A 26,003-nucleotide genomic window follows, 5' to 3' on the forward strand; every position below is an offset into this window, starting at 1 on the left:
CTGTCATCCTGATCTATTTTGAACAAAACAATAAGAAGAGTTGAAATGTTTAGGCTTAAGCTATGCTAAAAATCACTGTTTTCATACAGATGTGACATACGCTTCTGCTTTGTTTCTAAATAAGCTTTATTAAAATGATTTAAGCCTACCGTCAAGGGAACGCGGCTAACCACATTAATTCCTAAATCAGTCAGTGCCTTGATTTTAAGTGGATTATTTGTAATCAACTGGACATCTTTAATTTGTAGGTAATCCAGCATAATGCTACACATGTCATACTGCCGGGCATCTGCAGGTAAATTTAACAACAGATTGGCATCAAGCGTATCATGACCTTGATCTTGCAGTGCATATGCACGAATTTTATTGGTCAATCCTATGCCACGACCTTCCTGACGTAGATACAAGATCACCCCTTGCCCTGCATCATTAATCATTTTCATGGTTGCATGTAATTGTGGGCCACAATCACATTTTAATGAACCAAAAGCGTCCCCTGTGAGACACTCAGAATGCATTCTGACTAATACGGGTTTTAGAGGAACTGTTTCTAATCCTTGAGCAAGAGCAATATGTTCTTCACCCGTCGTTTGATCTTGAAATGCTATAATCTCAAAATTACCGAAAGCAGTCGGTAATTTAGATTTAGAAACAAATTGTATCACCACTGATTCATCCAATTAAATTTTAAGAGTCAGTAAAAACACTGTTCATCAAAAATAAAAGATCTGTCATATCAATTAAATTAAGATTGATTCAGTATTTTCGTATCTTCGAAATATTACATTTCGGATTTGATCATAGTGATTTTAAAGTGAATTTTATGTGAAACCCAAAAACATCTTGTTCACATTTTTAAACCGCTCTAGACCAGCACACAAAAACCACGGATTGAATGCTTGCCTCCTGTCAGCGTATCTGCTGTCAATGAGCATAACCTGTCCACTTTTGTCCGGAGCGTTTTGCAATCAGTCTAGCTGAGAGTAACCTGCAATGCTGCTGCCACATCAATCGCCAAGACATAAGGTTTCTGCTGGTAGTAATTGCCCCATTGAAGTTTTGCTTCCCCCAACACTTCAGGGTCGGCTTTTTCAATGACATGAAACTGCAACCCCATTTTTTGCAATACATAACGAACCGCTGCAGTACCGGTACACATGGCCCAATCAATATTTTTTTGCGATAAATGAAACACCAGAAAAGCCACCATCAATTTGGCTTTTTCCATATCCAAAGCTACCAAATTGCCAATCTCAACAATCTGCGGTCTTTGCACTGGCACATTACTTAATTGAGTGAGTATCTGTTCAATCGACGCATCTAGATACCGTTCAAGAAAAGCATCTGCCGTGCTTAAATGCTCCATACCAATCACAACCTGCATCTCAGTCCCAACATAACCGGCAAACAGGGTAGAAGAAAATTCACAGACTGAGGCCTGATGGACTTGGCGATATTTCTCACGGATAAAGTTTTCCAACATGTTCCGTTCAGCGATCTCGCTTCGTTGCACGGTTTTCACCATGAGGCGAAGTGGTGAATTTTTTAAGACCACAACAGGAGAAATAGAATAATTTTTTTGTTCTAAAAGTTTCTGATTATTGATGTTTTTTTTAAATTTTAATGGATGGATATTGCGATCCAGATAGTAGGTTTTACTAAATGAACGATCATCCAAATTGAATTTCATCATTCTCTTTTCACCACACATAAACAGCTTGGTGATCACCTTAGGTCTGTAAACTTAAAAAATACTTAACACTATCGAAGGCGTATTTTTAAGCAACTTCAGGCTTGAAAAGTTGAGCTATAGAATGAATCAGGTTCAAATTAAAGCGAATTATGCATCGCAATATCAGCACTTATCTTTGATTTTTAAACGGGTAGTTTAAATCTCAATCATGTTATTTTTATCACTTAACGTTTTGTTGTTTCTGCTTTATTAAATATAAGAGTAGGCATCTGGAAAACAAAAATCGGAGCTTAAATCATTCTAAAATTCGAACAGGGTAACCACATTTCTGATGAATGAACATCAAGGTGAAATATGGAAAAAATACAGTGTGCTTTAAAATAACAACCCCATAATTCTTGTTGCTGTTTAGTAAAATTGTTCTCTTAATATGTAATCAAATAATTATCAGATACCTTTTCTCCCCAGAAAAGCATTTCCCATCTCACTTATAGCATCCTAACCGGAATAGTGAGCTTAATATGGATTGAGAGCTAAATCTATATTATGTAGCGCTCATGTATTTATATAATAGAACTTTATTTTAGGACTTTTTTGATTTTACTGATCAATGCATTGGCAAACTCATAATCATCAAAATCAATATTGATCACCTCTTTATTTCCCTGACTCATTGACAAGGTTTTAATCAGCACTGAAAAAGTATTCGATTCAAGTGGCATAATTTCTGCTGAAACAATATGGTGAGCATTAAGAAAAAATCTTTTTAAATTGAATTAACATTTTTATTTTCGAATAAAAAACCAGAAAATTTATAGCATCTGAATTCAAAAAATATATAAATACTCCAAATTTAAATACTAAGCATGATTTTTTTAATTACCCATTTTTCTTAAGCTAAGAAAATTCTGATTGAGTCAATAATCGTTTAGTTTGAGTACTGCTTATGCTGATTTAGGTGGTAATTGTTCACAACTTAATGAAAAAGGTGTAGCAATTTGCTACACCTTTTTTTCTATTACTGATTTAGCATTTTTTTCAACAGGTTTTCCAGCTCCTGTAAGTTTTGATCATCAAATTCACTTATTTTTAATGACACTTTTAAAGTATTGTGATCAAACTTGATATTGCCAGCGACTTTCCCCTCATATTCAATTTTATGCACGATTGACGTTTTAATTGGTTGTTTGGTTTCTTTCGATTTGAGAATTTTTTCTGCCAATACTGCCAGTTTTGTTTGCTCTACTTCTTTTTTCAGTAATTTCGCCCAGGCTTCTAGCAGTGCTTTTTTAGCATTGCTGTAATTTTCTTCATAATCGGAGAGAAACTTTTTGACTGCTGTTGCGGCAGTTCGTGCCAGCAATGCCGGTTGCTGCTCTAAATCTTCAATCAGCTCTTGAGGTAATTTTTCGAAAGATAAATATTTATACATATCTTCCCGGTTCATGCCTAAGGATTTTGCCAGTTTTTGCTTGTTCTTTTTTAGTTTCTCATCCAGTGAACTTAAGCCCACATAAATTTCATAATCGGTTAAGTCTTCCCGTTTTAGGTTTTCCGCTAGCGTTAACAGTGCTACTTCTTCATCAGATGCATCAATAACAATCACTTCAATGGTGTTTTTATTGAGAATTTGATGTGCTTTCAAGCGTCTTTCACCAGCGATTAATTCATATTTGTCCTGGATCCGTCGCACTGCAATTGGTTGTAACAAGCCAATTTCTTCAATCGATGCCGCTAAGTCTTCTATATCTTGTGGATTAAATATTTTTCTTGGCTGATTTGGACTTGGCTGGATATCTGTAATTTGTACATTACGACGCAATTCTTTCACATCATTAACATGCTCTTGCTGAGCTTGTTGATGCTTTTGAGTATTTTGCTGTAAACGTTGTGCCAGCAATTCTTTTGTACTTACCATAATATTCTCAGCAGGCTTTTATTCAACACGATTGATGATTTCTTTGGCTAAATCTTGAAAGGCTTTACGAACTTTAGCGTTTTTATCTACACTTAATAAGGGCTGTTGTAAAATTGCGGCCTGATTCACTTTAGTACTCATAGGGATGGTTGTTTTTAACAGTTCACCGACTTGGCTTAAAGCTTCATCTCTAATCAATTTACAGACGTTTTGACGTTCATCATGTTTAATCAACAAGGCGCCTAAAAGTTTTAACTCAGGATTGACCCGTCTGATTTTACTTAAATGGTTAATCAAGTCAGTTACTCCATACAAGCCATATTGTGAACCTGACTCAATTGGTACCATCACATGGGTAGATGCTGCCAATGCATTACTGGTGAGCAGTTTTAGGCTTGGAGGACAGTCAATCAGGATGAAGTCATACAATCCTTTTAATAATTCCAACTTATTGGAGAGTTCTTCGGATGGTCTTGGTGCATCATCTTTGAGTTGATCTTCAGCTTTACCTAAATTAAGTGAACCATAAATTAAAGAAACGTTTTTAAAATTGGTTTCTTCTTCCAGGGCATCCGATAATAGGTTTAAATCACCCAGCAGTAATTCAGCCGACGTAGTTTCCACTTCACTTGGATGTCTTGATCCGATATGTAAGCTTGCATTGGCCTGAGGATCTAAATCTATTACCAATACTTTATTACCCAAGTCGGCTAGTTCAGACGCTAGATGAACGACTGTGGTTGTTTTTCCACAACCACCTTTATGATTTGCCACTGCAATGATTTTAGTTGACCGAGTTGTCATAATTATCCTCACTTGAGTTATTGTAATATAAAGAACTTTGTAGCAAGTTGCTACACCTTGTTGAGCTTAGTTTGAAGTTATAATCTGAATATGAATAAAAAACAAACAAATTGATTTTTTTATAAAATATAGCTAGCTAATTATAATTAGTATTAATTAATATAATTAGTTAATTATAATTAGAGCACTTTTTTATTTTTTAAAATCAATATCTTATAGATTTTAAAGTGGAAGGTTTGTCACCGAAAAGTGGAAGGTTTGTCACTAAAAGGTGGAAGACTTGTCACTGAAAGGTGGAAAACTTGTCACTGAAAGGTGGAAGGTCTGTCACTGAAAGGTGGAAGGTCTGTCACTATGGTGGAAGGCTTGTCACGGGTTTAAAAAAAAATTTAAATTTATCTTACAAAATTATTTAAATTCAATATTTTAATCTGTTGATAAGTTGAATTATTTGACCTTAAAGGTGGAAAGCTTGTCATTTTGATATTTTTATCCTGTGGATAAACTGTTTGTTGCTAATTTCATCAAGGCGACTGTACATTTTCACTTCTGGACTGGCTAAAAGTGGAAGCTTTGTCACTATTAAGGTGTATTTTTTATTATGTTTTCCACTTTAATGGCAAGATTAGGACATTTTTTACCCTTTTATAAGATTATAAAATGTCTGGAAAATATTAAAAGTGGAAGCTTTGTCACTAAAAGGTGGATTTTTTATATTATTTTCCACTTCATGTTTAAAAAGTGGTTTAAATGGCAAAATAGCGTGACAAGCTTTCCACCCTTAGCTTTGGATTTGCTTGCTTCCTGTCCAAGCATCGCTTTGCCTGAGTTAAAATGGTGGATAATTTGCATGAGATTCCACTTTTGTGTATAACATGTAGAAAATAACTTTTATTTTCCACTGATGAACAAGCTGAATGAACAAGAAGAAATAGAATATTTACCATATTGTATTGGCAATATTCGACATAATGGCGTGGTCAGCACCAGCAACCGCCTGATCCGGCCGATTGAACTGTCATCCAATGAGTATAAAGCGCTACTTTATGCGATGGCGGTGGCGAATTATGGGGAAAAAAATAATCAAGATCGTGAAATTACCGAACAAACCTATATTTATTTGCATAAAGATGATTTAGGCGAATTGCTGGGTTTGGATAAAAAGAACTCTATTAATGTCGCGATTGACCGGATCTATAAAGAGCTGTCCTCCCGGGTGGCCCATTTTGTGATTGAAGAACCGGTAGATGAAAGCAAGCGCAAGGTAAAAAAAGTCCATTCAGTGGTCCCGATTATTCGAGAGCTGCGTTGGGAAGATGATGCGAAAAATGCCTTGCAGATCCGTTTTACCAGCGAAGTGCTGCCTTATTTTACCCGTCTGGCAAGCGGCAATTTTACCACTTACCAATTAAAGGATTTATTTGCTTTAGACTCGGTAACCAGTATGAGCCTGTATTCCTACTTTATTAAAAACGAGTTCAAATATGCCAATCAAGACGTCTATGAAGTTGAACTGTCCCTAGAAAATATCAAGGCTTTAACCGACATTGGCGAGAAGAAATATGATCGTTGGGTCGACTTCAGACGTTATGTGCTGGATAAGATTGTGGAAGAAATTAATCAAAGAACCAGCCTCAAACTCGAATATGACACTATCAAGAAAGGTCGTCCTGTTGTCGGGGTGCGCTTTAAAATTGTGAATGGACATACTGAAAAGGTGATCCCGCACAGCAACGAAAAGACCCAGATCTACCTGGATGTCGATTTTGATGATAATGCCATTGTGAAAGAGTTGGGGGCAAAGTTCGATCTGACAGTGCGTTCCTGGTATATCTATGCCAATGATCCGAATTATAAACAGTTCAGCAAATGGTTTAAGATCGAAGGCTGCCTCACCGATTCACAGGCCAACGTGATTGTGAACGATATTATGTTTCAAATGGATTTTGCTGTGGCGGGTGCCTCCATGAGTGATTTCAAGAAAGAGATGAAATATAAGCTGAAAAATAATCCCAATTTCGTGCAGGAAAATCGCGAACGTTTGAATGAGATTTTTGGTAAAGAAATTATTTAAAAAGTGTAGCAACTTACTACAGCTTTTATGGCAAGGCTTCAAGCCAGATTTTTGGGCCAGTACTGATTTAAAGCGTGTAGCAACTTGCTACAACATTTATCATCTGTCTCGCATTTCAATGCAATATTTGAAAAAGTACAATCAAAGCGAAAAGTGATGTCACATCGCGCTGAAAGCTTTTGATCATTAAGCTAAACTATACTTATTGTTAAAAATTAAACTGATGGATTCTGCATGACCCAGGTACAACTGCAACAGCTACAAAAACAACTTTGGAATATTGCCAATACTTTGCGCGGCACCATGGGGGCAGATGAATTCCGGGATTACATTCTGGGTTTTATTTTCTTTAAATATTTATCGGAAAAGTCGGTTAATTTTGCTAATGAATTGCTAGATGGCGAAGACCTCAGTTTTCTTGAGCTGGATGAAAACCATCCTGAGCATGTGCCTTATATCGAAGAAATCAAAAAGAATGCAATTGCCGAAGTCGGTTATGCGCTGACGCCAAAACAGCTATTCCATACCTTAGCTGAGCGTGGTCGTCAGGGCGAGTTTATTCTGGATGATTTAACTGCGACTTTAAAATCGATTGAACAAAGTACTTTAGGCACCGACTCTGCCGATGACTTTGCCAACCTGTTTGAAGATCTGGATCTGAATTCGACTAAGCTGGGCAATAATGCCAGTGACCGTAATGAACTGGTGGCGAAAGTCCTCAGTCATTTAGACGACATTGATTTTGATATTTCCAATACTGAAGCCGATGTACTGGGTGATGCTTACGAATACCTGATTGGTGAGTTTGCATCAGGTGCGGGCAAGAAAGCTGGTGAGTTCTATACCCCGCAAACGGTATCGACTTTACTGGCTAAAATTGTCACCCAAGGCAAAGAGCGTTTACGTTCAGTGTATGACCCAACCTGCGGTTCGGGTTCTTTGTTGCTGCGGGTAAAACGTGAAGTCAAAGATGTGGATATGATTTATGGTCAGGAGATGAACCGTACCACTTATAACTTGGCGCGCATGAACATGATTCTGCATGGTGTACATTTTGCCAAGTTCGACATCAAGCAGGAAAACACTTTAACCCGTCCGCAGCATTTAGAGCACAAGTTTGATGCGGTGGTGGCCAATCCGCCATTTTCAGCCAACTGGTCAGCCGATCCCTTATTTCTACAGGATGAACGTTTTGCCGCTTATGGCAAACTGGCGCCAAGTTCCAAAGCCGATATGGCTTTTGTCCAGCATATGCTTTATCAACTGGATGATAACGGCACGATGGCGGTGGTGTTACCGCATGGCGTATTATTCCGTGGTTCCAGTGAAGGCGTTATTCGTCAGTACCTGATTGAACAGTTGAATGTGGTGGATACGATTATTGGTTTACCGGCCAATATTTTCTATGGCACCTCGATTCCGACCTGTATTTTGGTGTTGAAGAAAAACCGTGAGCATACTGGCAATATTCTGTTTATTGATGCCAGTAACGGTTTTGAAAAGCAGAAGAATCAAAACAAGTTATTGCCTGAGCATTTGGACCATATTATTGCGGCTTTTGAAAAGCGCCAAGACATTGAAAAATACGCGCATGTAGCAACTTTACAAGAAGTTAAAGACAACGATTACAACCTGAATATTCCGCGTTATGTGGATACCTTTGAAGCGGAAGCCGAGATTGATCTGGATGCAATTGCTCAGCAGTTACAGGCTTTGGAACAAGACAGCCAAAAGACCGATGCGGTAATTGCGGATTTCTGCAAAGAGCTTGGGATTGCTTCGCCTTTTACGGAGGTGAAGTAATGACTGCGCCAAAGTTAAGATTTAAAGAGTTTGATAGTGACTGGTCTAAGGTTAAGTTAAAAGAATTGGTGATATCTTTAGATCATAGGTATCTACACATCTTTAGGTACCTAATGCAATTGTTGCGATTTCATTCAGTTCATCTATTGAATATTCCGAGAGCAGTTGAAGAGTGTTCAGTAAAATCGAAAGTCCTGCCAATATTGCAGGTGCACTTTCCAACTTACCTCTCTTCTGCTGTCGGCCTGAAAGACGGGCCAGAAATATACGAATTTTCTGATTTTGTTCATCTTCAGAACGCTGTATTCGCCAAGTCAGCACACACGCCATACTGCTATCAGGAGCCGTCTTAAAATCGCTGCAGGTGTGGTCTGAAGCCATGATTCAACGTCATGGCCTGCCTGCTTGAGAAGCTTGAAATAGCACTCAATTGTCCAGCGCCAGTAATACCAGGTGGTTAGTTCTACCGCATCAATCTCTGAAGAAACATTGCTGATCAGCGACCATCTCGCGACTGTTTTACCTTGAGCATCTTTCACCACAGCAACAATTAATCTGGCTGCAACCGCCTTGCCTGGCTGGGGAGTAACCCGTTGGCCTGAATCGTCTTTTCTCTTCGGCTTTGCTGCACGCGTTATCCGAATATCGGTTTCTCCAACATGCAGCATATGCCGGTTTCCTTTATAAGCAATCGGCTTAACCTGCTGAGTTACTACTTTTTCTGCGGCTTCTGCAACTTTGTAGGTTTCCCCTTGATGCTCAATCCGATGGCTTTCTTTGGCCCGGATCAACCATTTAAAACCATGGCTGCTGATTTCCCTCAAGTGGGCAATCGAGTCTCCTTCACGGTCAATGATATGGACTTTTGTTTTCTCAATCGGATACTGTTCAATCGTTTTAATTTGTTCTGCGAGTGAGTCCAAATGGGACTTGCGCTCGCTGTATTGTTCACTGAATGTAGAGTAACAGCCGGATGCATCTGTTAGCGTCTGAGCTAATGGCGCAATCGGGAGCCCTGATGATGCATCGACAAGTAAACTGCTTTGCAATTCATAGCCTGAATTCACCTGTGTTCTTTGAAGACGCTGAACCTTATGATTGTGCTTCACATACTGCAGCTGAGACCAGTCATGAACGATTAATGCATACTGATGCGGTGATGTCTTGATCTGTTCGCATGCAAGAAGCTTAATCGGCTGGTTTAATTGACTAAAAGAGATTTTATCATTATTCAGGAATCGCCAAACTGCCTGTGTAGTTGAGAAACTCGACTTTTGGGTAGAGGCTAGGTCTTTGATTGCGGGAGCAAGTGAAGCAAGAGGATTCATATTGAGTTTTACAAGGCTGTTATAGCGTTTGACAAGACGCTGATCCAGACCAGAGATGTGAAATTGAAGAGCATGCTCTTCAATTTAACGCAAAGCTCGGAAATTGTGTAGATACCTATGTCTTTAGATGCGGGCGTTTCTGTAAATGGTGAAGATGTAGATGTCACTGAAGATGATTTTTCTGTTCTGAAAACGAGCTGTGTTTCTTTAGGTGTTTTTAATGCAAATGAACGAAAACTAGTTAATTTAGAAAACGAGATTCAAAGACTAAAAGAGCCTTTACTAGATAATTCACTTGTTATGAATCGTAGTAATACACCTTTATTGGTTGGATCATCTGCGTTTATTAAGAAAGCTCCGAAAAATACATATTTATCAGATAAATTGTGGCAAATCAAAGTTAATGATAAGGCTGATATTAGATGGTTGTCGTTTCATTTATCATCTGAAACTACTCTAATAAAACTAAGAGATATGGCAACAGGCACAAGTAATAGTATGAAGAATATTACTAAGTCTGATGTACTAAACTTTGAATTAAGTGCTCCATCAAAACAAGAACAAACCAAAATCGCTTCTTTTTTTTCCGCTGTAGATGAAAAGGTTAGTCAACTCACGCAAAAACATCAGCTACTGAGCCAATATAAACAAGGCATGATGCAAAAGCTGTTTAGCCAGCAGATTCGTTTTAAAGCGGATGATGGCAGTGAGTTTGGGGAATTTAAACAGAAGTGCATAAAAGATCTTAATCTTTACATTTCTGATGGAAACTATGGGGAGCTTTATCCAACAGCATCACAGTTTGAAACTGTGGGGATCCCTTTCATTCGGGCTAATAACATTAAGAACCTCAGAATTACTAATGATGATATGAGATTTATTGATGAAGATCTGAACAGAGTATTGGTTAGTGGGCATCTTAAAGAAAATGACATTTTAGTTACAACTAGAGGTGACATTGGAATGTTAGCTTTAGTTGATAAGCAACATGAGAACTCCAATATTAACGCTCAAATTTGCTTGTTAAGAGTATTGAATAGTAAGGAACTAGATTCTTTATATTTGCTTTATTTTCTTCATAGTAGTTTTGGTCAAAAACAATTCAAAGAACTACAAACAGGTACTGCATTAAAACAACTGCCAAAGAAAAATTTGAATCAAATTATTGTGTTAATCCCTTGCCTTGAAGAACAAACCAAAATCGCTAATTTCTTATCTGCGATTGACCAAAAAATTGAAGTGGTTGCACAGCAAATTGAACAGGCTAAAACTTGGAAAAAAGGCTTGTTGCAGCAGATGTTTGTGTAGGGGGTAAAGCATGACAGATTATTTTAAAAATCTTGTGCAACAGCTCTTAAATGAACCCAATGAACAGGAATGGTTAGAGTTTAAAGAAAACTATCATGGTCCAGAGGAGATTGGTGAGCGTATTTCGGCTTTATCCAATGGAGCCTGTTTATGTAGCAAAAGTTACGGTTACTTGATTTTTGGTATCAAAGACGATGACCAGACCATTGTGGGTACAACCTTTGAACCCAAAAAACAAAAAGCCAAAGGCAATGAAGATTTAGAATTTTGGCTACTGACCCGTTTGAATCCACGTATAGATTTTAAAATTCATGAACTTGATTTTGATGATAAAAAAGTCATTTTATTTGAAATACCCGCCACAAGTGGATCACCTGTGAGTTTTCTTCATGAGGCTTATATTCGTGTGGGTAGTTACACTAAAAAATTGAAAGACTATCCAGAAAAAGCCAAAAAAATATGGCAAAGTATGTCTACAGACTGGAGTGCTGAAATTTGTCCAGAGGCCACGATTCACGATTTAGATCCAGTTGCAATTACCACTGCACGACAGTTATTTATCCGTAAAAACCCGCGCTTGGCTGCAGAAGTCCCACAATGGGATGACGCCACCTTTTTAAATAAAGCCCGGATCACGATCCAAGGCAAAATTACACATACAGCGATAGTTTTATTGGGGTTGCCGGAATCTGCACATTTCCTTAATCCTGCTGTGGCCCAGATTACCTGGATTTAAAAAGGGGTAGATGGTATTGAAAAAGACTATCAACACTTCTATACCCCTTTTCTGCTGGCAGTAGATGAGGTGTATCACAAAATCCGTAATCTTAAATATCGCTACTTGGTTGATGGCACCTTGTTTCCTGAAGAAGTCGATCAATACGATCCATATATCATACGAGAAGCCCTCAGTAATGCGATCGCACACTAGGACTATCGTTTGGGTGGACGAATTACCATTGTAGAAAAAGAAGATTCCACACTGACCTTTCAGAATTATGGCAGCTTTCTTCCAGTATCGATTGAAAATGTCATTTTAGGGGATACACCCGAGCAAAAGTATCGTAATACATTTTTAGTCAATGCCATGATGCAGTTGAACCTGATTGATACCATTGGCAGCGGTATTCGAAGAATGTTTTTGAAACAACGAGAAAAGTTTTTCCCGATGCCAGATTACACTTTAGACAATAATCGTGTTCAGGTGAAAATCACAGGAAAAGTCCTGAGTATTGACTACGCGAGAAAACTCGCTGAGCTTCCAGATCTTTCTTTGACCAATATTATTACTTTAGATCAGGTTCAAAAAAATCAATTGATTAGCGATGATGATGCTGTGGAATTAAGAAAGAAAGGCTTAATTGAAGGAAGAAAGCCCAACTATTGTATTTCAGCCGATGTTGCCGAACATACAGATCAAAAAACCGAATATTTAGAAATGCGTGGATTAGATGATCAGCATTATCAGGGACTGATTTTGGAATATTTAAAAAAGTTTGGTCAAGCAAAGCGTTCTGAGTTAGAAAAACTATTGCTCGATAAGTTACCTCAAGTTTTAGATGAATCAAAAAAATTAATAGAATTAGGAATTTAATGCAAAAAATGCGGTTAAATGGCTTAATTAAAACAGAAGGGAAAACTTGGAAAATAGCTAAGAAATAGCTAAAAATGACTAAACTTAGCTAAAAATAACTAAGTTTAGTCATTTTTGTATATAAGTATTTGTTAAATATATATTTAAGTAAAAGAAAATAATGACAGTACAAAGCGAATATCAACTTGAAAACGAACTGATTGGCCAGCTGCAACAATTGGGTTATGCCTCAGTGACGCTCAAGGATGAAGTCCAGCTACTGTCTAACCTGAAAACCCAGATTGAACGTGCCAATGGTCTTGCGCCACTGTCAGAAACTGAGTGGAAGCAGGTCATCAGCTTTTTAAATACCGTAACAGTATTTGAACGCGCCAAGAATCTGCGCGATCTGTTCCCGGTCAAGTTTGATGATGGTACAAGCAAACACATCTTTTTCCTGTCCGATGACCCCAGAAAAAACATCTATCAGGTCACCAACCAGATCACGATTGACCACCGTGACTATAATGGCCGTACCAGCCGTTTTGATGTGACCTTATTGGTCAATGGTCTGCCACTAGTTCAGATCGAGCTGAAAAAGCGCGGCATGGAAATCGCCGAAGCCTTTAACCAGACCCAGCGCTATACGCGTGAAGCCTATTGGGCCAGACAGGGCCTGTTTGGCTTTATTCAGCTGTTTGTGATCAGTAATGGCGCCAATACCCGTTACTACTCCAACGGCACGACTGGCATTGAGTTCGCCTTTCCTTGGGCTGATGTCAGCAACAAACATATCAATGAAATTGTCGACTTTGCCGACGCTTTTCTCAATCAGCAGCATCTGACCCAGTACATGGTCATGCTGGAAACCACGAAAAGCCTGATGGTGCTGCGTCCCTATCAGATCTATGCAGTACAGAAAATTGTCCAGCAGGTACAAAACTCAAATCAGAACGGCTATATCTGGCATACCACCGGTTCAGGCAAGACCCTGACCTCGTTTAAAGCCAGTCAGATCATCATGCAAATGCCGGACGTGGAAAAAGTCCTGTTTGTGGTGGACAGGAACGACCTGGACACGCAAACCTCACGCGAATTTAATGCCTTTAAAGCCGAAAGTGTCGACAGCACCGATAGCACGCATACTTTGGTCAAGCAGCTGGATCAGCGGCATGACAAACTGATTGTCACTACCATTCAAAAGCTCAATCGCGCCATCAGCACGGATCGCTATCTGGAATACATTGATTATCTCAAAGACCGGAAAGTGGTGTTTATCTTTGATGAATGTCATCGCAGCCAGTTTGGTGAGACCCATCAGAATATCAAGAAGTTCTTTGGCAATGCCCAGATGTTTGGCTTTACTGGAACGCCGATCTTTGAGGAAAACAGCCAGTCTAAAGCCGGCCTGAAACTCACTACAGATTACCTGTTCAATGAATGCCTGCACCAATATGTGATTGTCGATGCGATCCGTGACGTGTTGTTAGCGGCAGTGTAAAAATGACCCCCTAATGGCATTTAAAAACTGACCCCCTTGGTTAATATAGCGGTCATTTTGGACTGCTCAATATGTTAACTTTGGAGCAAGCAGTGACAATCCGCAGCGTCTGGAAATGATTGCGCGCTATATTGTCGAGACGCATGATACCAAAACCCGTAATCGTGAATTCACGGCGATGTTCTGTGTCAGTTCGGTCGATACCTTAACCCAGTACTATGAACTGTTTGAAAAGGTTCAGGCCGAGAAACAGCAGCAGGATGAAGAGCAGGGCAGGTTATTTAAACCGCTGACCATTGCGACGATTTTCTCCTATGCCGCCAATGAAGCCGTGCCGGTGGATGAACAGAACGGGCTGATCCATGAAGAAGCGGCAGATATCCCGAGCCAGATCAATCCGTCCAGCCGTGACAAGCTGGATCGCTATATTGCCCAGTACAACCAGCAGTTTAAAACTAACTATAATTCTGGTGATCAGTTCTATGCCTATTACCGTGACATTGCCGATCGGGTCAAAAAGAAACAGATTGATATCCTGCTTGTGGTGAATATGTTTCTGACCGGTTTTGATTCCAAGCCATTGAATACGCTGTATGTCGACAAGAACCTGAAATACCATGGTCTGATTCAGGCATTCTCGCGAACCAACCGCGTCTTTAACGACAAAAAACCTTTCGGCAACATCATCTGTTTCCGTAACCTGAAACGCGCCACCGATGAAGCACTGGCATTATTTTCCAATAAAGAAGCGCAAAAAGTAGTACTGGTGCCAAGTTATGAAGAAATTCAGCAGGACTATGAAGTGGCAGTACAGAAGCTATTAAATATTACCTCTGATTATCAAAGTGTCGACGAGCTCATCACTGAAGATCAGCAGCTGGCGTTCATTAAAGCCTTTCGAGAAGTGATGCGTTACAACGCCCAGCTGCAAACCTTTATTGAATATGATCAGGACCAGACTGCACTGGATAAACAGCATTTTGCCAACTTTGCGTCCAAGTATGCCGATCTATGTCGTGATGTACGCAAGACCACTAAAAAAGAAAAAGTGTCGGTACTGGACGATGTCGATTTTCAGCTGGACTTACTGCACAGTGACCGGATCAATGTTGGTTATATCATTAACCTGTTACAGCTGGCCGTCAATAGCGGGGACGAGCAGAAGCGCAAAAAGTATGAAGCTCAGGTCTATGACCTGATTGGCAATGAAATCACCCTGTATGACAAGCAGGAGCTGATCCAGAAGTTTATTGAAGAAAACCTGCCCAAGATGATCAATGGCCAGAGCGTACAAACGGCCTTTGCTCAGTTCTGGGATGCTGAAAAAGAACAGGCCTATCAGCATCTCTGTAAAGAGGAAAATCTTAAACCAGAAGCAATGAAAACCGTCCTGGAGCATTATGAGTTCACCAAACGCTTGCCACGCAAGGAAGAATTGAAAGACTTGCCAAATTACAAGGTTAAGCTGTTTGAACGGGAGAACGTGTTTAGCAATCTGCTTGTGAAAACGCGGCAGCTGATTGAAAAGTTTTATATCGGGTTGTAAAAGCAAACAGCGATGTGATCTGACAGGATAAAATTTGAGCTAGTCAAGATCATGCCTGATCAGAGATCGTATTTAACCGATGGATTTATGCTTATGAAAAAAAAAAGGAAATGATCATATATCAATGATGTACCTTGGCTTTTTCTCTGGTAAATAGCCTAAGTATGAGACCTAACTATTCAGCTCATAAATCCGAAATAGTTGGTCAAAGGGTATTAATATCTTTGAGAACAACTGAATAACGCCATTGAAATTGGAGGCTATCTTAGGTCTATTTTGCAGGTTTAGCTAAGTTTTAATTTCTATTCAATAACTTGTCGTGATTTTACTGAGTAGCTTATGCATCGGCACACTCAAACCCGAGGTTGAAAAAATAGCATGCATCGAGTTTATTAGACATGAATTTATTAACTTATTTATCAAATGTATTATAAAATATAAATATAGTCACAATAGTTTGGGATCAGGTTTTTGAAACAGATTCTCTTGGCACTTAAATTAAATCTTCGCAAACTGATTTTGATTTCGACTATCCTCAGTGTTTCGTGTTTATTTATTGTTTCTGTATTTATTCTCAATTATGTCATTAAATACCAATTAATTCAGAATTCACTTTTAGTGAATGTCAAATATGCTTCAAAGGTTGCCAACAGCGCAGATCAGCATTTCGATGATATGCTCAAAGAATTAAAGTATAGTGCTGAGCTGTTAGGGCAGGATTTTTCTAATCCCCAATTAATCCAAGAAGAAGCAAAGCGTCTTAAACATCAATCCAACAAATTTAACAGTGTATTGGTTGTGGATAAGCAAAGTAGAGTTATTTCTTTTGCACCGCAAAGTTTAAACTTGAGTCCCCATATTTTATATAAAACAGTGGGAATTACTGAATCCTTACAGCATAAAAGTATTTATATTTCTCCCCCTTATTGGTCAGTGAGACATAATCTGGTGGTACTCTTGTCTCAACCGATCTATGACCGCAATAAAAAATATCAGGGCATGGTGGGGGGCACGATTTATTTACAAAAAAATAATCTGATCCAGAAAATGCTTTCTACCGAATATGACTTTAAGAAAAGTTATATGTATGTCATTGATCAGGATAATCGAATTATTTTTCATCCCGATCCGAGCAGAATCGGAGAAAAAATTATCAATAATACCGGGCTGGATTATATGATCCGTACTCGCATGGGAAGTGTCCGGTTAATCAATAGTCGGGGAATCGAGAATTTGGCAGGTTTTGCCTACATTCCCAGTGTGAACTGGATTGTCGTCTCCCAGCAACCGACGGAAGAGTTGTTTAGGCAGGCTAACGTTATTCTTTTAAAAGTCTCAGTCGGCATTTTAATTTTTTATATTTTTATTTTTATTATTGTCTGGAGAATGTCGCGCTTTATTTCTTCACCGTTAAATAGCTTGGCAAAAATGGCCAGCATGCTCAATCAGCCTGACATTCAGGAGAACATTAAACAAGTTGATCCTTGGTATTTTGAGGTTTTAAAGTTTAGAACCTCATTGTTACTCAGTTCGCAAACCTTCAGTGAGAAGATTGCTGAATTGCGTCAACATGTGAATACTGATCCACTGACCGGTTTATATAACCGGCGGGGGATGCAAATCTTCTTAAAAGAAGTGATGAACTTAGGACGAGATTTTGCTGTGCTAGCGATTGATATCGATTATTTTAAGCAGGTGAATGATCGCTATGGTCATGGTCAAGGAGATGCCGTTTTAAAAACCCTGGCCAGCTTGATGAAAAATAATTTCAGGGATGAAGACATCTGTTGTCGGATAGGAGGAGAGGAATTTATTGTATTAATGACGACTTCAGATACGAAGGTTGCTTATAATGCTGCGGAACGTTTAAGAAAAACAATCGAATCTAGTAACTTCAATTTTATCGAACCTATTACCATATCTGTTGGAATTGCCTTTTGGCCTAAAAGCTCAGATGATGTGACCGAGGTTTTTAAAATGGCTGATAATAAACTTTATCAGGCTAAAAATAACGGACGCAACTGTATCTGTTATTAGGCGGAGAGAGCGTATTGAGTTTTATACCAATTCTACCCGTTTATAATTAAGCTTGAGCTCGCTAAGCGAAGCGGGGTGAGCAAAATGGTAACCTTGAAAATGGTCACAATCATAGTTTTTTAAAAACTGTGCCTGAGCTTGAGTTTCTATGCCTTCAGCAACCACTTGTAATCCAAGTTGATGAGCCATGACAATAATTGCAGCGACAATCGCGCCATCTTTCTCATTTTGAGGTAAATGTTCAATAAAACTGCGATCGAGTTTTATCTCATCCACAGGTAAAGTACGTAAATAACTCAGGCTGGAGTATCCTGTGCCAAAGTCATCGACAGAGACTTTGATGCCCAAATCACGAACAGCCTTTAAAATTTCTAACGAACGGTCAGCACCTGCGATTAACATGGTTTCGGTAACTTCAATTTTTAACAACTCGGGCTGCAACTGGGTATCTGCCAGGGTTTCTTGTAAGTCATGTAAAAAGCCGGTGCGCTTAAACTGTAGCGGGGAAAGATTGACAGCTACACTCAGATTAGTGCCATTTTTCTTGTTCCAATCGACGATATCCTGGCAGGCTTGCTGTAATACCCATTGGCCAATCACTACAATTTGACCGGTTGTTTCAGCAAATGGAATAAACTCTGCTGGAGAGATGGAACCTCTTTGCGGATGCTGCCAACGAATCAAGGCTTCTACACTTTTTAATTGTCCTGAGTCAGCATCAATAACCGGTTGATAGACTAACCTGAACTGTTTTTCTTCTACGGCAACCATTAACTCATGGCGCATCAGCACATAGTCGATTTTCGGAGTGCGCGTAGAGTTAAAAGCATACCAATGCCAGGTATTGCCCCCTTCTTTTTTCGCTTCACTCATTGCATGTATGGCATGATGCAGCAATTCGTTAGATTTTTCTATTTGAGGATCATCATCTGCAATGCCAATACTTGCACTAATATGGATTTTATGACCATGAATATTAAATGGAGCGGATAGACTTTTTAAGACTTGCTCTGCAAGCACAGCGACCTGTTTTAAATCATCACATTTATTTAGCAGTATGCCAAATTCATCTGCTGAAAAATGTGAAATGATATGCTCTTCTGGGATAACCTGACGCAGACGATTGGCTACAGCTATCAAAAGTTGATCGCCAATGAAGTGGCCCAAACCTTGATTTAAAGGCTGGAAGCCATCTAGATCCACATACATGACAATGAGTGATCGGTGATTGTCATGGTGCAAATGGAAGGTCGTATCCAGTATTTCTTCAAAGGTATGATGATTAATTAATCCGGTTAGACTATCGTGGGTCTGCTGACGGGCGATATATTCGCTATTTGCCCGCTGCTGGGTAATATCTTGCTGAATTCCAATAAAATGGGTGCAAAAATTTTTGTCATCAAAAACCGGCCCCAATACCAGCTGATTCCAGAACCAGCTGCCATCTTTACGATAGTTTTTTAGGGTGATCTGGATTTCTTGCTGTTCTTGAAGTGCGTTGCGTATTTTATCAATTGTCTTCGGGTCGGTATCAGGACCTTGCAGAAAACGACAGTTCTGACCTAGCACATCTTCTTTTTTATAACCGGTCAGGCTTTCAAAAGCAGGATTAACATATTCAATAGCATGGTGTGCAGAAGCATTGGTCAGCACGATGCCATGAGGATTCGCATCGACACTACGTTTCAGTAAACGTAACATTTCTTCGGTTTCATGCCGTTCGGTAATATTACGGGCGATCCCAAATACACCGACCACCTGCTGAGCTTGTTGAAGAGGTAAATACGTGAGGTCTAGCCAGTAACATTCCCCCAAGGCATTCTTTGCCTGAATTTCCAGGTGTTGGCTGTTGCCTTGCAAGGCCTGTTCAAATGCAGTTTGAACTATAGCTTGAAAGTCAGGGCAGATAAATTTTGAGAAATGTAAGCCCCTAGTCTGTTCCGGATTTAATTTGGTGAGGTCTTTAGATGCAAGATTAACATCCAGAATAATACCTGCAGGATTATGTTCAAAAATGGCATCGGGATGGTAAGTGAAGAAAGACAGATATTTGTCATTTAACGCCAGTCTCTGTTGCCGTTCTGCATGCAGGTCCATACTCAAGGCAACTAAAGACGCGGCATGAGTAATCAATTTAATATGAGTAGAGCTTGGACACTTGGGAGAACGGTAATAGGTTGCAAAGGTTCCATAGAGGGTTCCCTGCGCATTAATAATCGGCATTGACCAACACGCGTTGAGATTCTCTTCTTGAATCAGGTTATTGAAAGCTTCCCAGTTGGGGTCAATCGCTAAATTTTCACAAATCACCAGTTTGCGGTGAAAAGCTGCCGCACCACATGCTCCCACATGTGGACCTATTTTTAGATCAGAGACCGTTTCTATATATCGGTTGGAAAAATGCTGGCTACCACTAATTAAATTTAAAGTTTGTTCTGTTTCAGAGTACAACATAATGGAGACCATTGAATCTGGTATCCGGACTTCTAGCCATTCACTGACCATCTGAAATATGAGGCTTAACTCAGCATGCTGCCCAATTAAATTAAAAATAGATTGAGTATCTAAATAACTCGCTGTTTGACTCATATAGTTTGCCACCCTAGAGTTGTATTGCGCATTTTGGATAGATTCTCAACGAAATTTTGTAAAACTGGATCTAAATGTGAATGATTACCCTTACTTAAATACTATAACAAAAATGCGATAATCTTCACATATTATTATCTAAAAGTCTTATCGATATCCGGTTTTAATTTACACAAGTAGCCTCAAGAATATTCCTGGTTACAATCATCGGGACAGAAACAATGGTTTGTTAACGTATCAACAGCTTATCTTAATCGAGCGTAAGACCCCCACCGACAGCCAGGTGGGGGATATAAGCGAGTAGCGTAAGCCATAAAAAATCTAATATCTTTATTGGTTTTTATCGCTTATTTTTGATACAATATAAATATATTAATTCTTTTTTAAACAATACTTTAACAAGTCAATCCTGGATCAAAGTTGGTCGATGCTTGTCGATATGTTGGAGTACAAACAGCAATGGCGAGGTGGTTTACTCGTTAAAGTTGACCCTAAATATACAAGTCAGACTTGTAGTTCTTGTGGTCATGTTGCAAAAGAAAATAGGCTCACTCAGGCAAACTTTAATTGTATGGACTGTGGCTTTAGCGAGAATGCGGATATTAACGCTTCTCGTAACATTTCGGCGGTGGGACACACCGTTTTGTCTGTGGAGGGTGGATGCGGTCAAGGTCACCCTGTGAAGCAGAAAGCAAGTGAAATCCGTGAGGAATTCACCTAAGAGCTTTTGCTTTTAGAATCCCTGAGAAACGAGTTTCGCAAGGAGCTAGTCGAAAGTGGGGGGAGTATGTCAATTCTCTCTTTTCTACTTGCAAATACCTTGGGATGCCTTGTTGAAGAAAAATGCGTGCTTGATAAAGCTCATACCCCATCATACTGATATATAATCGATAACAATCAAGTGAACTGAGCGACTGGAGCAGCGATGTCTGTACAGCATTTTGACGATGACACCCATGAAGATGATTTAATTCATCCAGAACAGCGTGCTCAGGCAGCGAGTAAAACCACTTGGGTGAGTGTCGGGGTTAACCTGGTTTTATCGATCTTTCAGATTGTGGTCGGGATTTTTGCCAAGTCCCAAGGCCTGATTGCAGACGGTATTCATACCCTCAGTGATTTGGTGGCTGATTTTATTGTCCTGTTTGCCAACCATCACAGTAAAAAAGAGGCAGATGACGATCATCCTTTTGGCCATCACCGTTTCGAGACAGCAGCCTCTTTTATTCTCGGTCTGTTGTTATTAGGAGTCGGTATCGGCATGCTGATTATGGCAACGAATAAAATTCTCAATCCGGAACAGATTCCGAAAGTACAGTCAGTGGCCTTGTATATCGCCATGTTGGCCCTGGTAGGTAAAGAATTATTGTTTCGTTACATGCTGAAAGTTGCCAAAAAAGTCAAATCAAGTATGTTGGTCGCGAATGCCTGGCATGCCCGTTCTGATGCCGCTTCATCTTTGGTGGTGCTGGTCGGGATTGCAGGAAACTTGTTCGGTTATCCTATTCTTGACCCGATTGCTGCTCTTGTGGTCGGTTTGATGATTATTAAAATGGGGTGGGAATTTGGCTGGCAAGCATTAAGTGATCTCATGGACCGGGCGGCAGATGAACATGAAATTCAGGCCATAGAACAGACCTTCCTTTCCACTGAAGGTATTCAAGGCGTGCATAATATTCGGACCCGTAAAATGGGAGATATGATTATCGTGGATGCACATATTGAGGTCGATGGCAATCTGAGTGTTCGTCAAGGACATGATATTTCAGTGAATGCGAGAAATCTGGTGATGAAGAAGCATCAGGTAATTGATGTCATCACCCATATGGATCCCGTTTGATTTATCCTGAGGGGGTACACAACCTAGGCGACCGCACTGAACAGCAATTGATGAAAACTGAAAAATAGCTTTCTTTGGTTCAGTGCCACCTTGTGCTTCATATTGAAGGTGACATGACGGTAATAAAATAATTTTCAAAAATGTCTTTAGAATAAAATTTGGGTAACAACGCACATGAATATGAAGAAACTCACGTTGGTCGGTACAGTAGTGATTCTGGGGCTGGTGGCCTATCTGGTCTGGAAAAACATGAACCAGCCGGATACAAAGGCTTTAGTCAGTGGTAATGGACGGATTGAGGCGACTGAAATCAATATCTCCAGTAAATTGTCTGGTCAGCTGGAAGAAATTTTGGTGCAGGAAGGCGATTTTGTCGAACCAGGCCAGGTTTTGGCACGCATTAAAGTCTCTACACTAGAAGCACAGCTGCGTGAAGTTCAGGCCCAGCAGCGTCAGGCACAGGATGGCATTGCGACCGCAGAAGCCCAGGTGGCCATGCGTATCAGTGAAAAAGCGGCAGCTGCAGCTATGGTCGAGCAGCGTGAAACCGAACTGGTCGCTGCTAAAAATCGTCTAGCACGAACCGAAATTTTGGCCAAAGACGGGGCAGTCTCTAAACAGCAGCTGGATGATGAGCGTGCTGATGTCAAAAGTGTTGCAGCCGTGCTGAGTGCGGCAAGAGCACAAGTGGACAGTGCACAAAGTGCGATTGTGGCCGCGCGCAGCCAGGTGTCGAGTGCACACTCGCAAGTCGATGCCATTAAGGCCACAATCGAGCGGATCAATTTCGATATTGAAGACGCCCAGCTCAAGGCACCGTTGAAGGCACGTGTCCAGTTTCTGGTGGCACAGCCGGGTGAAATGATTTCGGCAGGTGGACGGGTCATGAACCTGATCGATTTGTCTGATGTGTATATGACTTTCTTTCTGCCGGAAACCGTGGCTGGACATATCGCGATAGGTACTGAAGTCCGTATCGTACTTGATGCGGCCAAAAATGTGGTGATTCCTGCCAAGGTATCGTTTGTCGCGGATACTGCGCAATTCACGCCGAAGACGGTGGAAACTGAAAGTGAACGTCAGAAACTGATGTTCCGTATTAAGGCAAAAATTGATCCAGTGTTGTTGCAGAAATACATCCAGCAAGTCAAAACTGGTCTTCCGGGTGTAGCCTATATCAAAATTGACAAGAATGCACCTTGGCCTGCATTTCTAAGCCATCTGGTTAAATCATGACAGCAGCATCTGTACAGGATACGATTGTTGCCGACATTCAGCAGGTCAGTCTGAAATACGGCAAAACCCAGGCCTTAAAGGACATTTCCCTGTCATTGCCTGCGGCTTGCATGATTGGTCTGATCGGTCCGGATGGCGTGGGAAAATCCAGCCTGCTGGCATTGCTGGCTGGTGCCAAGGTGGTTCAGCAAGGCCGCTTGATGGTGCTTGGTGGCGATATTGCTGACCGAAAGCACCGCAGAGAAGTCTGTCCACATATCGCCTATATGCCACAAGGACTTGGTAAAAATCTGTCCAAAACCCTTTCGGTTGAAGAAAACCTACAGTTTGTTGCCCGTCTGTTTGGGCACAATGCTGCAGAAAGCCGAAAACGTATTGATGCATTGACCAAAAGCACGGGGCTGTATGACTTCCTTGATCGTCCGGCTGGGAAACTGTCCGGCGGTATGAAGCAGAAACTGGGCCTGTGCTGCTCCCTGATTCATGATCCGGACTTTTTGATCCTGGATGAGCCCACCACTGGGGTTGACCCCTTGGCACGTGCGCAATTTTGGGAATTGATCAACCGTATTCGTAACGTCCGTCCACAGATGAGTGTCATTGTTGCCACGGCGTATATGGATGAAGCGCAGGGCTTTGACTGGCTGGCGATGATGGATGCAGGCAGCATCCTGCAAACGGGTACACCGCAACAGTTGCTGGCCCAGACGGATAGCCATAGCCTGGAAGAAGCTTACATCAAGCTTTTACCGGAGGAAAAGAAACAGGGTTATGAACCGGTGGTGATTCCACCTTTAGCGAATGATGGTTCAGATGGCTATGCCTTGGAAGCCAAGGATCTGACGGTCAAATTTGGTGACTTTACCGCAGTGGATCATGTTAATTTCCAGATTCGGCGTGGTGAAATCTTCGGTTTCCTGGGTTCCAACGGCTGTGGTAAATCCACTACCATGAAGGTATTGACCGGATTGCTTGAAGCTTCGGAAGGGCAGGCCTGGCTGTTCGGACAGCCGGTGCAAGGCAGTGATATTGGCACCCGTCGGCGTGTCGGTTATATGTCGCAATCCTTTTCACTCTATAGTGAACTGACCATTATTCAGAATCTGGTGTTGCATGCCAAGTTATTTCATGTGCCGGCAGAGCAGATCGCATCACGTGTGCAGCAGATGTTGCAGCGTTTTGACCTGATGGAGCTGAAAGACAAATTGCCTGACGATTTGCCGTTAGGGATCAGGCAGCGTCTGTCACTGGCGGTGGCACTGGTGCATAATCCGGAAATTCTGATTTTGGATGAGCCAACTTCCGGTGTAGACCCGATTGCCCGGGATAAGTTCTGGCATGATCTGATCACTCTATCGCGCAAAGATGGGGTCACCATCTTTATTTCCACCCACTTCATGAATGAAGCCGAGCGCTGTGACCGCATGTCGCTGATGCATGCCGGACGGGTGCTGGACAGTGCCGCGCCGGCTCAATTGATGAAAAACCGGCAGGCTGTATCTTTGGAACAGGCCTTTATTGGCTATCTGCTAGATGCCGGTGCGGGCAGCCAGACTGTAGCGGAAGAACAGGAGGAAAGCAGTTCAGCCGATCATCTGCCCCTCAAGACGCAGCAAAGAAGATCCAGCCGATTCAGTCTGCAACGGCTGCTTAGTTATGCTTGGCGTGAATCCCTAGAGTTGGCTCGTGATCCGATTCGTGCCACCATGGCGCTGGTCGGCTCAATTATCCTGCTGTTTGTCATGGGTTATGGCATCACCATGGATGTGGATGGTCTGACTTTTGCTGTGCTGGATCGGGATCAGACCGGGCTAAGCCAGAACTACAACATGAGTATCGCTGGTTCGCCTTATTTTGTCGAAAAGGTACCTTTGCAAAGTTATGATGATCTGGACCAGCGCATGCGTAGCGGCGATATTGCTTTAGCTATCGAGATTCCGCCCGGTTTTGCCCGAGATGTGGCCCGAGGCGAAAATGTCAAGATTGGTGCCTGGATCGACGGTGCCATGCCCCAGCGTGCCGAGACGGTTCAGGGCTATGTACAGGGCATTCATGCACACTGGTTGATGCAGCAGGCGCTGGAGCAAAGCGGGTATAAAATATCGAGTACAGTCAATGTTGAAACCCGCTTCCGCTATAACCCGGATATCAAGAGCCTGCCTGCAATGGCACCGGCCTTATTTCCGCTGCTCATCCTGCTGATTCCGGCTATGTTGACAGCGCTGTCTGTGGTGCGGGAAAAAGAGCTGGGTTCGATTGTGAATTTGTATGTCACCCCGGTCACCCGTAGTGAATTCCTGATCGGCAAACAGATTCCCTACGTCGTGCTGGCCATGCTGAACTATGTCCTGATGTGCCTGATTATTGTGGTGATGTTTGATGTACCGATCAAAGGCAGTTTTTTGACCCTGACCCTGGCTTCCTTCCTGTTTATCATTTTTTCTACAGGCACGGGTTTATTGGCCTCCGCCCTGACCAAAAGCCAGATTGCCTCGATGTTTCTGGTGATGCTGGGTACGCTGATTCCGGTGATGCAGTTTGCCGGTATTATTAATCCGGTTTCCTCGCTAGAAGGATTTGGCCGCTGGTTTGGTGGGATTTATCCTGCTACACATATGGTGAATATCAGCCGTGGCGTATTTAACAAAGCTTTAGGTTTTCAGGACTTGCATCAGTCTCTTTGGGTAATCTTGCTGTCAGTGCCTGTCATTATGTGTGCGGCAATCCTGGCGCTAAAAAAACAGGAGTCCTAG

The 26,003-nt window shown here is 41.2% G+C and carries 17 protein-coding genes and 5 pseudogenes; 14 read left to right on the forward strand and 8 right to left on the reverse strand.

The window, feature by feature from the left end; translation table 11 throughout:
• Positions 1-65 precede the first annotated feature (65 nt).
• The 5 genes from ribA to B9T38_RS12635 all read right to left on the reverse strand — a co-directional run bounded on the left by ribA (position 66) and on the right by B9T38_RS12635 (position 4,415).
• A complete protein-coding gene (gene ribA / locus B9T38_RS12620) occupies positions 66-668 on the reverse strand; it encodes a GTP cyclohydrolase II (protein ID WP_086197140.1) in 603 nt (200 codons plus the stop codon).
• Positions 669-973: 305 nt separating this feature from the next.
• On the reverse strand, positions 974-1,693 hold the full coding sequence (locus B9T38_RS12625; protein WP_086197141.1) for a thermostable hemolysin: 720 nt from the start codon (positions 1,691-1,693) through the stop codon (positions 974-976).
• Positions 1,694-2,271: 578 nt separating this feature from the next.
• Complete coding sequence (locus B9T38_RS16795; RefSeq protein WP_171263237.1) at positions 2,272-2,415, reverse strand: hypothetical protein; 144 nt, start codon at positions 2,413-2,415, stop codon at positions 2,272-2,274.
• A 296-nt stretch (positions 2,416-2,711) separates the two neighbouring features.
• The gene (locus B9T38_RS12630) at positions 2,712-3,611 is read right to left on the reverse strand and encodes a ParB/RepB/Spo0J family partition protein (RefSeq protein ID WP_086197142.1); all 900 of its coding nucleotides are present in this window, start codon (positions 3,609-3,611) and stop codon (positions 2,712-2,714) included.
• Between the two features lie 18 nt (positions 3,612-3,629).
• The gene (locus B9T38_RS12635) at positions 3,630-4,415 is read right to left on the reverse strand and encodes a ParA family protein (protein ID WP_086197143.1); all 786 of its coding nucleotides are present in this window, start codon (positions 4,413-4,415) and stop codon (positions 3,630-3,632) included.
• Positions 4,416-5,319: 904 nt separating this feature from the next.
• Here B9T38_RS12635 and B9T38_RS12640 point away from each other — a divergent pair.
• Both B9T38_RS12640 and B9T38_RS12645 read left to right on the forward strand, forming a co-directional pair.
• Positions 5,320-6,489, forward strand: coding sequence for a replication initiation protein (locus B9T38_RS12640; protein ID WP_086197144.1), 1,170 nt, complete (start codon positions 5,320-5,322; stop codon positions 6,487-6,489).
• A 234-nt stretch (positions 6,490-6,723) separates the two neighbouring features.
• On the forward strand, positions 6,724-8,292 hold the full coding sequence (locus B9T38_RS12645; protein WP_086197145.1) for a type I restriction-modification system subunit M: 1,569 nt from the start codon (positions 6,724-6,726) through the stop codon (positions 8,290-8,292).
• 102 nt (positions 8,293-8,394) lie between these two features.
• Here B9T38_RS12645 and B9T38_RS17215 read toward each other — a convergent pair whose 3' ends face one another.
• Both B9T38_RS17215 and B9T38_RS17220 read right to left on the reverse strand, forming a co-directional pair.
• Positions 8,395-8,613 carry a hypothetical protein gene (locus B9T38_RS17215; RefSeq protein ID WP_502687115.1) on the reverse strand — a complete coding sequence of 73 codons (219 nt, stop codon included), beginning with the start codon at positions 8,611-8,613 and terminating at the stop codon, positions 8,395-8,397.
• Complete coding sequence (locus B9T38_RS17220) at positions 8,607-9,215, reverse strand: transposase (RefSeq protein ID WP_502687116.1); 609 nt, start codon at positions 9,213-9,215, stop codon at positions 8,607-8,609. Before B9T38_RS17220 ends, B9T38_RS17215 begins: the two co-directional genes overlap by 7 nt.
• A 95-nt stretch (positions 9,216-9,310) precedes the next feature.
• Between B9T38_RS17220 and B9T38_RS17225 the strand changes: the two genes are divergently transcribed.
• The 8 genes and pseudogenes from B9T38_RS17225 (at position 9,311) to B9T38_RS12675 (ending at position 17,585) form a co-directional block, all read left to right on the forward strand.
• Positions 9,311-9,460 (forward strand): hypothetical protein, encoded by a 150-nt coding sequence (locus B9T38_RS17225; RefSeq protein ID WP_502687117.1) that lies wholly within the window; start codon positions 9,311-9,313, stop codon positions 9,458-9,460.
• A gap of 460 nt (positions 9,461-9,920) precedes the next feature.
• Positions 9,921-10,184: pseudogene (locus tag B9T38_RS17230) on the forward strand (restriction endonuclease subunit S domain-containing protein); the annotation flags it as partial.
• Positions 10,173-10,928, forward strand: a pseudogene (locus B9T38_RS17235) (restriction endonuclease subunit S); the annotation flags it as partial. The pseudogenes B9T38_RS17230 and B9T38_RS17235, both read left to right, overlap by 12 nt.
• Positions 10,929-10,938: 10 nt before the next feature.
• A complete protein-coding gene (locus tag B9T38_RS17020; RefSeq protein ID WP_251992241.1) occupies positions 10,939-11,664 on the forward strand; it encodes an AlbA family DNA-binding domain-containing protein in 726 nt (241 codons plus the stop codon).
• A gap of 204 nt (positions 11,665-11,868) precedes the next feature.
• Entirely contained in the window at positions 11,869-12,522 is a 654-nt protein-coding gene (locus tag B9T38_RS17025; RefSeq protein WP_251992242.1) for an ATP-binding protein, read from the forward strand.
• Between the two features lie 160 nt (positions 12,523-12,682).
• Positions 12,683-13,988 (forward strand): annotated as a pseudogene (locus B9T38_RS12665) (HsdR family type I site-specific deoxyribonuclease); the annotation flags it as partial.
• A gap of 105 nt (positions 13,989-14,093) precedes the next feature.
• A pseudogene (locus B9T38_RS12670) lies at positions 14,094-15,548 on the forward strand (type I restriction endonuclease subunit R, EcoR124 family); the annotation flags it as partial.
• A gap of 471 nt (positions 15,549-16,019) precedes the next feature.
• The gene (locus B9T38_RS12675) at positions 16,020-17,585 is read left to right on the forward strand and encodes a sensor domain-containing diguanylate cyclase (RefSeq protein WP_086197147.1); all 1,566 of its coding nucleotides are present in this window, start codon (positions 16,020-16,022) and stop codon (positions 17,583-17,585) included.
• Positions 17,586-17,606: 21 nt separating this feature from the next.
• Here the strand turns inward: B9T38_RS12675 and B9T38_RS12680 are convergent, their stop codons facing one another.
• Positions 17,607-20,174 (reverse strand): bifunctional diguanylate cyclase/phosphodiesterase, encoded by a 2,568-nt coding sequence (locus B9T38_RS12680; RefSeq protein WP_086197148.1) that lies wholly within the window; start codon positions 20,172-20,174, stop codon positions 17,607-17,609.
• Between the two features lie 385 nt (positions 20,175-20,559).
• On the opposite strand from B9T38_RS12680, the pseudogene B9T38_RS12685 reads away from it, so the two are divergent.
• The 4 genes and pseudogenes from B9T38_RS12685 to rbbA form a co-directional block, all read left to right on the forward strand.
• Positions 20,560-20,895, forward strand: a pseudogene (locus B9T38_RS12685) (RNA-guided endonuclease InsQ/TnpB family protein); the annotation flags it as partial.
• 204 nt (positions 20,896-21,099) lie between these two features.
• On the forward strand, positions 21,100-22,014 hold the full coding sequence (locus B9T38_RS12690; RefSeq protein WP_086197149.1) for a cation diffusion facilitator family transporter: 915 nt from the start codon (positions 21,100-21,102) through the stop codon (positions 22,012-22,014).
• A 174-nt stretch (positions 22,015-22,188) separates the two neighbouring features.
• Complete coding sequence (locus B9T38_RS12695; RefSeq protein WP_086197150.1) at positions 22,189-23,250, forward strand: HlyD family secretion protein; 1,062 nt, start codon at positions 22,189-22,191, stop codon at positions 23,248-23,250.
• Positions 23,247-26,003, forward strand: a complete 2,757-nt coding sequence (gene rbbA, locus B9T38_RS12700; protein WP_086197151.1) for a ribosome-associated ATPase/putative transporter RbbA — start codon at positions 23,247-23,249, stop codon at positions 26,001-26,003. Before B9T38_RS12695 ends, rbbA begins: the two co-directional genes overlap by 4 nt.

The organism is Acinetobacter sp. ANC 4218, from assembly GCF_002135245.1.
Taxonomy (GTDB): domain Bacteria; phylum Pseudomonadota; class Gammaproteobacteria; order Pseudomonadales; family Moraxellaceae; genus Acinetobacter.